The organism is Vibrio sp. GLN_1, from assembly GCF_043106015.1.
Classification (GTDB): domain Bacteria; phylum Pseudomonadota; class Gammaproteobacteria; order Enterobacterales; family Vibrionaceae; genus Vibrio; species Vibrio parahaemolyticus.
The window spans coordinates 1,067,223-1,079,276 of the sequence record NZ_JBICMD010000036.1 but is presented as its reverse complement, the minus strand read 5'-3'; the positions used below and the strand labels follow the sequence as shown (position 1 = coordinate 1,079,276).

Here is a 12,054-nt window from a genome sequence, read left to right as displayed (position 1 = left end):
TGATATGCATCAAGTAAACTATCGTTTACTTAAGGAGATTTTTCAAACTTTGAATCCCAACAGACAAGGAATTAACACTAATAGGTGAGTCTAGTAAGACTAGAGTGTTATCAAAGTTTGAGGCATTAATTTCAAAGTAGTCGCTTACTCACACATTTAACAAGAAAACTATCAAATTAGATGCGCTTTTCTTCTTCTAAACGGGATTTTAGATAGTCGAGGAACAATTGGGTGCGTGTGTGTTGGTAGTCCAGTTTTGGGTAGTACGCATACACCGTAGCCTCGTCGGCTGTAACATCCGGCAAAATAGGCACTAGCGCCCCGGATTTTAAATCGTCTTTGATCATTACGTTGTTGGTCATCAAGATACCCATTCCGCGTTTTGCGCCATGAAACAGAGCTTCTGGATTGGTCGTTGCGAAGTTGCCTGACAAGCTCACTCTTTTCCCACGGTTGGTCTTGATCTCTCTTGCCGGTTTTTCTCCCCAAATCAAAATATTGTGTTTTGTCAGCTCTTCAACATTTTGTGGCGTGCCGTATTTTTCTAAGTAACTCGGCGCTGCATAAAACTGAGCTTTGTGTTCGAACAGCGGGGTTGCTTTAAAGCTTAATGAATTGAGCTGTTCTAAATGACGACTGATGAAGAGATCCAAACTCAGTTCCGGCAGTTGACCGGGTAGCGTCGTGGTGAGTTGCAGAGTGATATCGGGGTATTTTTCTAGAAAATCATCAAGGTAGTGGACTAAAAACTTAGAACCTACCGCCAACGTTGCGCCAATCTTTAACAGACCGGCCGGAGACTGGTTTACTGAGCGAGTTTCATCTAACACGGACTGCCAAGAGTCAAGTTGCACTTTGGCTCGCTCGTAGAATAGGGCACCAGCTTCGGTTTGACTTATTGAACGAGTGGTACGCTTGAGTAACTGGACGCCAATTTTGTCCTCTAACCACTGGATACGCTTGCTGATGGCGGAGCTTGTCGTGTTGAGCTTCCGTGCGGCTGCATTGAAGCTGCCTTCTTCGATAACTCGAATGTAACTTTGTACACTTTGAATCCAATCCATTAAGTCCTCCGAGGAAATAATTCCTTTCCAATTTAGCTGATTATCATCGTTGAGTATCAAATATACACTGTTTGCAATAAGTCTGTAATACAAGTGGGAGGGGACTAGTGCGTAAAACACCGTTGTTACTTGCGATGATGATCATTGCTACTGGCCAGGTTGGCGTCAGTATCTATCTTCCTTCTTTACCGCTCATTGGCCATGACCTTAACTTGCCACAACCTTCGATTCAGAGTTTGGTGACATTATTTTTGGTTGGTTTCGGTGTGTCACAGCTATTTTACGGTCCGCTTTCTGATGCCATTGGACGACGACCGGTGTTTATTCTCGGACAAAGCATCTGTTTAATCGGTACCGTCATTTGTATCGTCTTTGGCGATAACATTTCTGCACTTGAGGCAGGGCGATTGCTGCAAGGATTAGGAGCCGGCAGTGCCTCTGTTTTAGGGCGCTCAGTGCTACGGGACAGTTATGACGGTATGCAGTTAACGAAAGCTTTGTCGTATATCTCTGTCACTGCTTCTGTCATGCCGATTGTCGCGCCTCTTTTTGGCGGATGGATTGCGTATCACTTTAGCTGGCAAGCGGTATTTGTCTTTGTGCTGCTTTATTTGTTGGCGATATTTATCCTTGGCTACTTGGTTCTGCCAGAAACGCTGCCGTATCCAAAACGCAAGTTCGAGGTAAGGCAAGTCATGGTGAATTACTACTACTTGCTAACGAACAAGCAAGTTATCGGGAGTGCCAGTTATAACTGGTTAAGCTACCTATCTGGCTTAGTGACACTGTCTTTATATCCATTTTTGATGCAGCAAGAATTGGGCTTAACCGCGGCTGATTATGGTTCTTTGATGATTATCCCATCAGCTGGTTTGTTGATGGGGAGCGTCGTCCTCAATTTGATCAATAACCGTTATAAAGCACAGCAAATACTGTTGATGAGCTTTGCGATTGTCGCGCTTTCTGGGTGTTTACTGTTGGTGACGCCGTTTACGGTTGCATCGTTACTGGTCGCATTCACGTGTTTGAGTTTTGCGCAAGGGATGTCTTTTCCGGTTTCGATAAGTTTGTTGTTGTCTCCGCATAAGCAGCAAGCCGGGGCAGTGTCTGCATTGTCTGGCTCAATTCAAATGTGTTTAGCGGGTTTGTTTGGTGGCTACTTGGTTGAAAAGTGGGTGACGGATCAGCATCAGCTAGGCATCTTTTATTTATTTATCGCTCTAATTTCTTGCATCGTACTGGTGGTTAGCCAATATCGAAGGGCACCTCGTCAGACTGCGCAGCCGGAAGCTTCCAGTTGAATGTTCTAGCGAAGGGAAATGTACTTGCAAGGTTAGTGGCTCCTTTCTAAAATGCGCAGCTAAATTAAGTCAGGCTTAGTGAATGACTTGAGTCAATCGCGCTGAACTTGTTTCAATCAAGGGAGCAAGGTTTGGCGCGGTACTTTGATTCAAGCTAGCGCAGTAGTTTCTGCAAACTGACAACTCGCTCTCCAATCGTTAGGTGAAAGAATGCAACAAAACGAATTTGAAACACTGGTAAAAGAAATTACCTTGCAAGAAAACATGCCAAAGGCGCTAGAACTACTTAAAGCGTGTGAGGAAGAAGAAGTTGCACAAGCGGCAGAATCCCTAACTGGTCAGTTTGGTCTTGCAGAAGTTGAAGGCGAAAAACGTATTTACCACATCACTCTACAAGAAGACGAGTCCGGGGTAGAGCAAGAATACGTTGAGCATGTCATGAATGAAGGCGACAACATGATTAAGTTTGCAGCTTGGTTTTTCGAAACTTTCTTTGAGATCAAGCAGAAAGACACCTACATGGCTGCAGGTAAAACTTACCAGCAACCGAAGCGATAAGCTGGCTTTCTAAAAAATCAAAAAGCACTTCCTGAAATAAAATTACAAAATAAATGTGACGGGCATCTTGTTTTTGCTTTATTGTGGTGTAAAATTACAACATAGTTAAGTCAATACATTCAGGAGAAGGTCATGGGTAACGAAATTGGTGGTGCTTACATTGGCCAGATGATTGCAAAAGATGCGATGCACAAAGCGCTTTACGGTAAAGCGAAGAAGAAAAAAGCTTCTATTTTTGCTCGTGTTATGAAAAAACTGGCGAATTAATGCAGAAAAGCCCTGATTGAAAAATCAGGGCTTTTTGTTTCTATCAACCAAATATTTATACGGTCTTTATTCTATCGCGATAACGACTATGCCGATTGGCTTGGTATTTCTACGACGTTATTCGGCACCTTGTCTAACCCCTTTGCGGCTAACCACTTTTCTAGGTTATCTGCGCCTCCGACGTATTTTCCCTCTAACCAAATTTGCGGCACGGTCACTGGTGTTTTCTCACCGATGATCGCTTTAACTTCTGGGATCATTCTATACAGGGCAGCGCTGTCTTTGACGACATCGTGATACTCGTACTTAATACCAGCATCGTCGAGTAACTGTTTAGCTTTGACGCAATACGGACAAGTGGCTTTTCCGTATACGATGTTGCCTTTCAGTTCATCACGTTTTACCCACTCCGAGATGACCGATTGCACGAGCACGCCTCGGTTTAGCGCTTCCCCTTGGCTCACGACTTTACCTTCAACCAGAAGAATAGGGGCGTGCCATGCACCGACTTTCAAAGGTTCCCACCAGTGAGATAACCAATCTTTCACTTCGAGTTCGACTGGTACATCCGCCAATTCGTTCGCGAAGGTGTCCACTAAAATATCTTTGGTTAGCGTACATTCGCCGCATGGGATGTTCACTTTGAACGGCCCCCAACTGCCAGCCCAGCGATAAAGTGTGATTTTGATTGGTTGTGTCATAGAATGTTCCTCATTTCCTTTCCTGAAAATATAGAACTTAAAAGCTAGATTTTTCTTTCAACTAACTTTGTCTTTTTTGCTTCCCAGTGCGTGATGAATGCAATCGACGCTACAATAATCGCAGCGCCTAGCCACAAACGACCAGGAGGCACCCATCCAAAGACCATCCATCCAGCCAGCACATTTAAAGGCAGTTTAGCGTGATCGAAGGGTTGAACGAAGGAAGCGTCCGCAACTGCGTAAGCTTTCACAATCGCCCATTGCGCTAATGCTGTTAGTGCACCAGCAAAAAGAAGGATCAGCCAAATAGTCCAGTCACTAGGCATGGTAAAGCTTGGTATCGCTAGCACAATATTGAAAGGCGTGATCAGTAACAACAAGTAAACCACCATGGTAGACGGTGGATCGTTTACCGACATCTTTTTTACCATCAAAGAATACGCCGCCCAAAAGAAGGCCGCCCCAACAGGCAGTAGAGTTGCCCAAGTGAAGGAGTCTGACCACGGTTCTAAGATGATCATGGCACCGATAAAGCCAGTTAGTGTGGCAAGCCAGCGTGCTGTGCCCACTTTCTCTTTCAAGATAAGCCCTGAGCCTACGGTCGCAAACAGAGGAGAAGTCATTAGCAGCGCAATGCCTTGCCAAATCGGAACAGGGTAAGCGAGCGCCCAAAGCCACAGTTGGATACCGATAACAGAGAGAAAAATACGAAAAGCGTGCCAGCCAAAATGTTGAGTTCTCAAAGAGCGTCGAATGCCTAGCGTTCTTAGATAAGGAAGAATAACGAACAACGCGATCGCGTATTGAAACAATGCAAAAGTGGTGGAAGACACACCAAAGTGGATGCTTGCGATTTGGGCAAAGCTATTCACGATGGCGAATGCCAATCCTGCAGTTAGCATCCAAGAAGCACCTTGAACAGGATGATGATTCAATTGAATATTTCCGGTTTGAAAGAGGTAGACGGATAATACGTCCTAAAGCTTTTTGCGCAAATAAAAAAATGCCTCCCAGAGGGAGGCGACATTACCAATTCAAAGGACGTGCCTGTCATTACAGGTACAAAGAACGAGAAGCACAAACGCTGCCATGCATTTGCATTTCTAGTATTGCAGAACACGTGCCAACTTTTATCTTTATGATTTATAAGTATTTTTATTTTATGGCGATGCCAAGGTTAGAAGGTATGCACTAAGTCAGTGATAAATTGCATTAAAAGAGGGCAGAAGTGGTGGCTCTGAGGCTCGTATTTTTTAGTGGAGCAGTGAAGGGGTAACAGAATAAAGATGAAAATTCATTGCTTTATCTGTGAGCACCACAAAAAATGGCCGACAAAAGTGCCGGCCAAGTGGACTCGCTCTTAGGACAAGAGTGAATTAGAAGTCGTAACGTACACCTAGGCGTAGCGTATCTTCGCCTTCAGTCACTAGACCAGATGTTGCGTCTTTCACTTCATCAAGTTGGTTGATGTAGTAAGAAAGGTAAGTACGGAAGTTACTGTTTAGTTTGTAGTAACCAACTAGCTCGATACCTTCAACTGAGTCGTATTTTGAGCCGTTGTCTGGATCGTTTTCTTGTGCCGTGTAAAGTGCTGCTAGCGTTACTTTGCTTGCTACTTTGTAGCTTGCAACCAACTCGTAAGCAGTAAAGTCTTCAGAATCTGTTAGTGAACCTTGAGAGTACGTACCCGCTAGGTATAAGTTATCTAGAGAGTAAGCGATACCACCTAGGATTTGGTCTTCAGAGTTGTTCTTATCTACGTCGCCGCCAGAGTAAGCCAGACCCAAATCTAGCCCCATTGGCAGAGAGTACATACCAGAGATGCCGTATTTGTCTTGGCTATCGCCAGAGTTTGCTTGGTAAGTCGCTTGAAGTTGTAGTGCATCAAACTCACCACGGTATGCGAATACGCTGTCTTGCTTATCAGAAGAAGAATCAATCACTTGCTGAATGCCAGAAAACTCAGTGATATCCGTCATGTCTGAGATGATCACGGCAGCCATGTCTTGACGGCCTACAGAGAATGCGCCAACGTCAGTATTTACACCAGCGTACATGTAACGGTTTTTGAACTCGCTTTTACCTGTCTTTTGTTCTGCTTCGTACACACCGAATGCAGACATGCCGTTGCCGATGTCAGTTTTACCTTTAAGGTTAAGACGAGCGCGGCTTTGGTCTTCCATTGAGCCTTCTACTTCCGCACCATCTGAACCGATGAAGTCGCCACGAAACTCAACGCGACCGCCAACTTTTAGCTCAGTGCCGTCGTTTTTGTAAACTGTTGCTGCGAAAGATGGTGCTGATACCAATGCTGTTAGAATTGCAGTAGTTAGTGCTGCCTTTTTCATTTTCTTATTACCCTAGTTGTAATCGATGGGCTTACTTGCCCGATGTGTTGATGACGCTAAGGTAAACCGCGAAAATGAAAGATAGATTGCTATTAAGTTATGATTTTATTGCATTTTTATTTCTGGCACGTTTAAGCGCCTCTTTAGAAAAGGTGCATAACTAGAAGGGTTTTAGCTTTTTTTAGCTTTTTCGTGCTTGATTACTGACCACAATTTTTCCAAAAAGTTCCTGAAGGTGTTTTAAATTCACAAATGTAAGCAAATATTTCTTAATCATCTGGCTCGATCATTTAAGTTTCAGAGGGTTATGAGATTTCGTGATCTTGCGCGTTACAAAACATTTCAATTTGTAAGGTTATCGACTGAATGAATGATAAGTTAGCAATCTAAACGTTTGCTTTCATTCGGTTTCTTATAATTTTTCACTCGGTTGCCGAAGAGTCTTCAAATAAAGTGGCGGCAGTTGTTGCGCAAAGGTAATTCAGTTTTGGCGGAAAAGATGCCCCAAAAAGCCTTTGTATACACCCGAAGCATTTGGCGTTTATTCGTACATAAATCCAAATGCTCAAGGTGCAAATCGACTAACCGACTAATAAATACATGGACTTAATAAATGAACAAAAAATTCCTAGCGGCAGCAATCGCAGCTGCAACATTCGGTACTCAAGCAGTAGCAGTGGAACTTTACAATAACGATGGCACTACGTTCTCTATTGGTGGCCATGTGTCTGTTAACCTGAACGGTTCAGAGCAAGGTGATACTGACGTAGGCACAAACTCTCCACGTATCAACTTCACAGCAACTCAGGATCTAGGTAATGGCTTTACTGCTGACGCTCGTGGTGAATGGGCACTTAACTACCTAGATGGCGGCGAAAACTCATTCAAAACTCGTCTTGGTTACTTAGGTCTGACTCACGATACATACGGTCGTGCAGTGGGTGGTACGCAATGGGCACCTTACTATGACGTAGCTGGCGTAGCAGATATGCCGATTGCATTTGCGAACGACTTTATCTATGACGACCACGGCAACCTAGGCACTGGCCGCGCAGAGAAAATGATCTCTTACCGCAACGCAATCGAACTTGGCGAAGCAGGCAAAATTAACGTTGGTCTAGGTTGGCAAGGTACGAACGAAGCGACGGCTACGCACAAATACGATGACCGCGTACAAGTTGCAATTTCTTACGCGATCATAGGCGCAAAAGTGGGTTACACGTACAACGGTGGCGACTTCCAAGATTCAGCGTACATCGGTAAGCATTCAGCTGAATCTCACTTAGTATCTGCGGCATACGGTTCTTACGGTCAAGGTTTGTACCTAGCAGCGGTTTACGGCTCGAACGAAAACATGAACTTCGACGGTAAAACTCGTCTAGCTGAAAGCGACGCGTACGAAGCGTTGATCGCTTATGCACTGCCTAATAGCCTAAACCTGAGCATCAACTACGAAATGGTTGAAGGCAAAGACGTGAAAGGCGCGAAGACAGAAACGGCTCGTGAAGAAATGGCGCTGCAAGCAGAATACAACTTCACACCTAAGTTTGTGGGTTATGTGGGTTACCAGTTTGACTTGAACGATGCTAACAGTCGCCAACCTGAATACAAAGCTGATGACAAATGGGCACTTGGTGCACGTTACTACCTATAATTGTCGTTACAGTTATCGATTCAAAAGCCAGCATGATGCTGGCTTTTTTTCGTTTTTTCGAAGAATCAACATGCGTTTCAAACTGATGACACAAAACATAAAACGGGCTGAATGTCTTATTTTCGATACTTCAGAGCGCGTTCTAGTGTTGTTCCATCAAAAGGTTAGATTATGATGATGTTTTTGTTTTGCAGGGAAGATCAATGAGCGTCATTCAAGTTGAAGAAAAGAAAGTAGAAGTTGGAAAAGTGCTGTGTGTTGGGCGTAATTACGTTGAGCACATCCATGAGTTGGATAATGCTATTCCAGAGCAAATGGTGGTGTTTAATAAACCTTCTACCTCTGTATCGACGATCTTACGCTCATTTCATCAAGAACCTTTGCATTATGAAGCGGAAATTTGCTTTCTAATCAAAGATGGTCAATACGCCGCCGTGGGTTTGGGGCTAGACCTGACGAAACGCGGTCTGCAATCTTCTCTCAAAAAGCAAGGCTTGCCTTGGGAGCGAGCAAAAGCATTTGATGGTTCTGCGGTTTTTAGCCGCTTTGTGCCTCTTGAGGGCATTGATATTCATGACCTTAACTTAGAACTATTGATTAACTGTGTTCGTGTGCAAAAAGGCCACGTACAACAGATGCTGTATCCGCCATTTGCGATTTTGGATGAGCTAAGTAGCTACACAACTTTGAAAGACGGTGATGTGGTAATGACGGGAACGCCGCAAGGGGTTGGCGAAGTCCATCAAGGCGACGTCTTCCTTGGACGCTTAAAATGTGGCGACGTCACCTTGTTAGAAATTGAGTGGGTGGCTGATTAAAGCCAAACGCGCAAAAGAAGAAACGCCACCATACTGACAACCGTCGTTAAGAGAACGTTTTTTGTCAAATAGGCGATCAACGCAGCTAATGTCGCAGCCAATAAAAACGGGTTTTGTACGCTGACACTGAGTTCCCCTTCGGGGATGAAGACAATCGGCGCCCAGATCGCGGTTAAAACGGCCGGGCTTGCGTAGTTGAGAATCTTTTGTGTGCGCGTGCCAAGCTTTAATGGCAACTTCGGTTCGAGAAACAAGTATCGGCTTGTGAACACCAACAGCGTCATGAGTAAAATTGACAGCATAATCATTAGTGTTTTTCCTGCACTTGTTCGACAAAATAGCCTGTTAACATGGCTAAAATGCTCGAAATCATCAAACTTCCTTCTACTTGGTAATAGGTCAACGCGACTGAGCCTACCAAAGCCACTACGACGCTAGAAAGTACCGCTGCATTTTTAATCGTGGGTACGACAATCGCGATAAAGGTTGCGGCTACTGCAAATTCCAACCCCATTTCATTCAGTTCTGGGATTAGGCTACCCGCCACGATGCCTGTCAGCGTCGCAAGGTTCCAGAACAAATAGAAGCTCAATCCGGCCCCAAGTGCGTACCAGCGATTAAATTGTTCGTCAGAATGATGGCCAGCAATGGCAAACAGCTCGTCGGTTAACAGAAAACCAAGCGATAGCCGCCATTTAAGCGGAAGTGGTGCAATTTTACTGCGCATGGATACGCTGTAGAGAAAATGTCGTGAGGTGATGAAAAACGTGGTGAGCAACATAGTGGTTAGCCCCGCGCCCGCTTTTATCATTCCCATCGCGACGAGCTGAGCGGAGCCCGCGAAAAGAATCGCGGATAACGCTTGACCTTCTAGCGGGTGAAGCCCTGTATCAATCGCGAACGAACCTGCTAAGAGTCCCCAAGGCAGTACGGCAATACTCAACGGCATCATTGCGAGTGTGCCTTGCCAAAATAAAGTGGTTTTTGATTCTTCTTGTAACGGCAAAGTGTTATCCATTGTTTGTTCTTAATTGTTTTGAAGTCAGGCTATCAACGTAACGTGGTTGAGGCATCTCGCCTTGTACGATATTGCGGATTTAGCTAAAGCGAAGATATTGGCCCGGCGTGACGCCCATGGCTTTCTTAAAGTGTCGATGCAGGTGGCTTTGATCATGAAAACCACATTCTTGTGCGACATCAGAGATTCTCTGCCCTTGTTTGAGCAGCTTTTTCGCCATACGTAAACGTTGCTGGATCTGGTAAGCATGAGGCGGAAAGCCAAATTGCTTTTGAAATTCGCGCAGCAAGTGAAAAGGGCTCAGCCCAGCCAGTTTCGCGAGTTCTTCCAGCGACACATCGGTTTGTGGAAAGTCTTCTAAAAACTCCTTTACAAGCTGTAACTGTCGTTGCGCTTTGGTGGATTCTTTCAGTGGTGCGCGGTGAGTGCTGTGTTTACTCGCCAATTTGATCAACGTGCCGTACACCAAGGTTTCTCGCAGCAGTCGATTGTCCGATTTTTCTAGAGTCTCAAACACCAAGCGCAATTGGCTTGCCAGTTCGGGATCATAAACCACAGGTTGAGGGAAATAAGGCAGCGCGACATTGGGTGAGCCAAGCTCTTGCCCCAAGGTTTGAAATTGTTCTGGCACAGGATACATTGCTTTGTATTCCCAGCCCCCCTCTGTTGCTGAATGGCCGTTATGCACTTCATCAGCGTTAACTAAGATAATGCTGTTTTGTGGTGCAATGTGGTTGCCGCCAGTGCGGAAAAATTGTTGAGCGCCTTTTTCGATCACACCAATGGTGTAGCCTTCGTGGCTGTGCCGAGAGAAGTTCTGCTTTTCATACTTAGCATCTAGCAGCTCCAAGCCACCAAGTTCTTGAGCAATTTTGAATGTCGCGATTTCCTTGTTCTTTTCTTTCATTGTTTCCAATCTGCTCGAGAAGTTCGTCATACGAGTGTAACGTATCCATCGTGCTTATTTTTGTACAAAATTGCTATTCAGTATCGTTAAAAAGGTTAATTGTTTTCATATGAGTGAATTGGTGATTTATCCTTTCTAAATATGGCTGCATTTAAAGGTATTTAATCTGGTCGAGTTTGATTTATTGGTATAAGATTCGCCGCCTTGTTGTAGAAAACCTGTTCCATCATGATCGATTTAGCTGTACTTCCTATTTATCTCACGGCGGTTATCGCCTTATTGCTTTTGCCTGGCCCTGATATGTTGCTGATTGCGAGCTCAAGTATGAGCTACGGCAAAAAGGTTGGCCTATTTGCCAGTCTGGGGAACGCGACGTCTGGCCTTATCCTTACTTTACTTGCTGCGATGGGGGTTTCAACCCTGATTGCGATGAGCCCTGTGGCACTCAAAGTACTTCACCTTTTAGGTGGTGCGTACCTACTTAAAATGGGTTGGGATTGCTTGAGAGCAGAAGCGTCATCTGCTCCAGAGCTTGATCAAAAAAATAAGATGGCATCGACCTACTATCAACGTGCATTAATGAGCAATTTGCTCAACCCTAAAGCGTTGGTCTTTTTTGTGATGTTTTTGCCTCAGTTCGTTTCGAGCAATATTACCGCTTCATCCGGCGAGCAGATGCTGGCGCTTGGTTTGTTGTTGAACGTTCTTGGCCTTTTGTTCAACCTGTTATTGGTAGCGTTGGCTGGTACATTAGGGAAAGGGTTGCTGGAGAATGAGAAGTTCCGCACTTACCAACACAAACTTATGGGGTTGGTGTTTGTGATCCTCGCTTTGTGGATGTTGAGCAGCTTCGTGCTATAAACCTATCAAATTCAATCGGAAAGCCAGCAATTGCTGGCTTTTTGTTTTAGGATAGAAACGTTTTCCAAGGAGAGGATGTATGAAACTTGAATTTTGTTTAAACCCAGACCAAGCCGATCTTGATTGCGTTCGTGATGGCATTCGATCATATAACCGCAAGCACTTACCTGAAGGAGAAGTGAATGCGGTGGGTTGCTTTGCAAAAGATGAAGACGGCAAAATCATTGGCGGCCTTACTGGGGAAATGTTTAAAAATACGGTTTTTGTGGAGTTCTTGTGGGTGGACGCAGAAAGCAGAACATCGGGCTTAGGCAGTAAACTGATGGCAATGTTAGAGCAGCATGTGAAGCCGTATGGCGTGACTCATATTTATTTAGATACTTACAGCTTCCAGGCGCTCGATTTCTACCTCAAATTGGGCTTTGAAAAAGTAGGGCAGTATTCCGGTTATCCGGCTGAGGGAATCCACAAATACTTCCTCCAAAAAGAAATCGCAGAATAGTCGCTACTGATGTTTAGCTTGTTAGGAATCCAGTAAAAGAGGCGCGAACAGCGCC

The 12,054-nt window shown here is 44.7% G+C and carries 14 protein-coding genes; 7 read left to right on the top strand and 7 right to left on the bottom strand.

The annotated features are described in order from the left end of the window. Window positions 1-176: 176 nt before the first annotated feature. Window positions 177-1,064 (bottom strand): LysR family transcriptional regulator, encoded by an 888-nt coding sequence (locus ACF8OV_RS22615; RefSeq protein WP_005498358.1) that lies wholly within the window; start codon window positions 1,062-1,064, stop codon window positions 177-179. A gap of 107 nt (window positions 1,065-1,171) precedes the next feature. Here ACF8OV_RS22615 and ACF8OV_RS22610 point away from each other — a divergent pair, with 107 nt between their 5' ends. The 3 genes from ACF8OV_RS22610 (at window position 1,172) to ACF8OV_RS22600 (ending at window position 3,190) form a co-directional block, all read left to right on the top strand. Beyond that, the gene (locus ACF8OV_RS22610) at window positions 1,172-2,365 is read left to right on the top strand and encodes a multidrug effflux MFS transporter (protein WP_025546017.1); all 1,194 of its coding nucleotides are present in this window, start codon (window positions 1,172-1,174) and stop codon (window positions 2,363-2,365) included. 210 nt (window positions 2,366-2,575) lie between these two features. After that, on the top strand, window positions 2,576-2,923 hold the full coding sequence (locus tag ACF8OV_RS22605; protein ID WP_015313012.1) for a hypothetical protein: 348 nt from the start codon (window positions 2,576-2,578) through the stop codon (window positions 2,921-2,923). A 132-nt stretch (window positions 2,924-3,055) separates the two neighbouring features. Further along, entirely contained in the window at window positions 3,056-3,190 is a 135-nt protein-coding gene (locus ACF8OV_RS22600; protein WP_005461920.1) for a hypothetical protein, read from the top strand. Window positions 3,191-3,276: 86 nt separating this feature from the next. On the opposite strand, the gene ACF8OV_RS22595 is transcribed toward ACF8OV_RS22600, so the two are convergent. The 3 genes from ACF8OV_RS22595 to ACF8OV_RS22585 all read right to left on the bottom strand — a co-directional run bounded on the left by ACF8OV_RS22595 (window position 3,277) and on the right by ACF8OV_RS22585 (window position 6,239). Next, window positions 3,277-3,891 (bottom strand): glutaredoxin domain-containing protein, encoded by a 615-nt coding sequence (locus tag ACF8OV_RS22595; RefSeq protein ID WP_025507078.1) that lies wholly within the window; start codon window positions 3,889-3,891, stop codon window positions 3,277-3,279. 44 nt (window positions 3,892-3,935) lie between these two features. Then, window positions 3,936-4,793, bottom strand: coding sequence for a DMT family transporter (locus ACF8OV_RS22590; RefSeq protein ID WP_005491704.1), 858 nt, complete (start codon window positions 4,791-4,793; stop codon window positions 3,936-3,938). A gap of 474 nt (window positions 4,794-5,267) precedes the next feature. Then, window positions 5,268-6,239: a porin gene (locus ACF8OV_RS22585; RefSeq protein WP_025541435.1), complete on the bottom strand. Its 972-nt coding sequence runs from the start codon at window positions 6,237-6,239 to the stop codon at window positions 5,268-5,270. 613 nt (window positions 6,240-6,852) lie between these two features. On the opposite strand from ACF8OV_RS22585, the gene ACF8OV_RS22580 reads away from it, so the two are divergent. After that, a complete protein-coding gene (locus ACF8OV_RS22580; RefSeq protein ID WP_140183771.1) occupies window positions 6,853-7,893 on the top strand; it encodes a porin in 1,041 nt (346 codons plus the stop codon). Window positions 7,894-8,096: 203 nt separating this feature from the next. Then, on the top strand, window positions 8,097-8,711 hold the full coding sequence (locus tag ACF8OV_RS22575; RefSeq protein WP_203504150.1) for a fumarylacetoacetate hydrolase family protein: 615 nt from the start codon (window positions 8,097-8,099) through the stop codon (window positions 8,709-8,711). On the opposite strand, the gene ACF8OV_RS22570 is transcribed toward ACF8OV_RS22575, so the two are convergent. The 3 genes from ACF8OV_RS22570 to ACF8OV_RS22560 all read right to left on the bottom strand — a co-directional run bounded on the left by ACF8OV_RS22570 (window position 8,708) and on the right by ACF8OV_RS22560 (window position 10,636). Next, entirely contained in the window at window positions 8,708-9,019 is a 312-nt protein-coding gene (locus ACF8OV_RS22570; RefSeq protein ID WP_015313014.1) for an AzlD domain-containing protein, read from the bottom strand. The two genes, ACF8OV_RS22575 and ACF8OV_RS22570, sit on opposite strands and share 4 nt — an antisense overlap. Beyond that, window positions 9,019-9,729 (bottom strand): AzlC family ABC transporter permease, encoded by a 711-nt coding sequence (locus tag ACF8OV_RS22565; protein WP_045606955.1) that lies wholly within the window; start codon window positions 9,727-9,729, stop codon window positions 9,019-9,021. Before ACF8OV_RS22565 ends, ACF8OV_RS22570 begins: the two co-directional genes overlap by 1 nt. A 79-nt stretch (window positions 9,730-9,808) precedes the next feature. Continuing rightward, the gene (locus tag ACF8OV_RS22560) at window positions 9,809-10,636 is read right to left on the bottom strand and encodes an AraC family transcriptional regulator (protein WP_203504149.1); all 828 of its coding nucleotides are present in this window, start codon (window positions 10,634-10,636) and stop codon (window positions 9,809-9,811) included. A gap of 228 nt (window positions 10,637-10,864) precedes the next feature. Here ACF8OV_RS22560 and ACF8OV_RS22555 point away from each other — a divergent pair, with 228 nt between their 5' ends. Together ACF8OV_RS22555 and ACF8OV_RS22550 are read left to right on the top strand one after the other, a co-directional pair. Beyond that, window positions 10,865-11,497, top strand: coding sequence for a LysE family translocator (locus ACF8OV_RS22555; RefSeq protein WP_005498379.1), 633 nt, complete (start codon window positions 10,865-10,867; stop codon window positions 11,495-11,497). A gap of 79 nt (window positions 11,498-11,576) precedes the next feature. Next, entirely contained in the window at window positions 11,577-11,999 is a 423-nt protein-coding gene (locus ACF8OV_RS22550) for a GNAT family N-acetyltransferase (protein ID WP_023624709.1), read from the top strand. Window positions 12,000-12,054: the final 55 nt, after the last annotated feature.

Excerpts from the sequence above, each read along its gene's own strand:
- ACF8OV_RS22565 (WP_045606955.1), bottom strand. The coding sequence starts at position 9,729 with ATGGATAACACTTTGCCGTTACAAGAAGAATCAAAAACCACTTTATTT.
- ACF8OV_RS22580 (WP_140183771.1), top strand. The coding sequence starts at position 6,853 with ATGAACAAAAAATTCCTAGCGGCAGCAATCGCAGCTGCAACATTCGGT.
- ACF8OV_RS22600 (WP_005461920.1), top strand. The coding sequence starts at position 3,056 with ATGGGTAACGAAATTGGTGGTGCTTACATTGGCCAGATGATTGCAAAA.
- ACF8OV_RS22605 (WP_015313012.1), top strand. The coding sequence starts at position 2,576 with ATGCAACAAAACGAATTTGAAACACTGGTAAAAGAAATTACCTTGCAA.
- ACF8OV_RS22585 (WP_025541435.1), bottom strand. The coding sequence starts at position 6,239 with ATGAAAAAGGCAGCACTAACTACTGCAATTCTAACAGCATTGGTATCA.
- ACF8OV_RS22615 (WP_005498358.1), bottom strand. The coding sequence starts at position 1,064 with ATGGATTGGATTCAAAGTGTACAAAGTTACATTCGAGTTATCGAAGAA.
- ACF8OV_RS22590 (WP_005491704.1), bottom strand. The coding sequence starts at position 4,793 with ATGCTAACTGCAGGATTGGCATTCGCCATCGTGAATAGCTTTGCCCAA.
- ACF8OV_RS22560 (WP_203504149.1), bottom strand. The coding sequence starts at position 10,636 with ATGAAAGAAAAGAACAAGGAAATCGCGACATTCAAAATTGCTCAAGAA.
- ACF8OV_RS22575 (WP_203504150.1), top strand. The coding sequence starts at position 8,097 with ATGAGCGTCATTCAAGTTGAAGAAAAGAAAGTAGAAGTTGGAAAAGTG.
- ACF8OV_RS22570 (WP_015313014.1), bottom strand. The coding sequence starts at position 9,019 with ATGATTATGCTGTCAATTTTACTCATGACGCTGTTGGTGTTCACAAGC.
- ACF8OV_RS22555 (WP_005498379.1), top strand. The coding sequence starts at position 10,865 with ATGATCGATTTAGCTGTACTTCCTATTTATCTCACGGCGGTTATCGCC.
- ACF8OV_RS22595 (WP_025507078.1), bottom strand. The coding sequence starts at position 3,891 with ATGACACAACCAATCAAAATCACACTTTATCGCTGGGCTGGCAGTTGG.
- ACF8OV_RS22550 (WP_023624709.1), top strand. The coding sequence starts at position 11,577 with ATGAAACTTGAATTTTGTTTAAACCCAGACCAAGCCGATCTTGATTGC.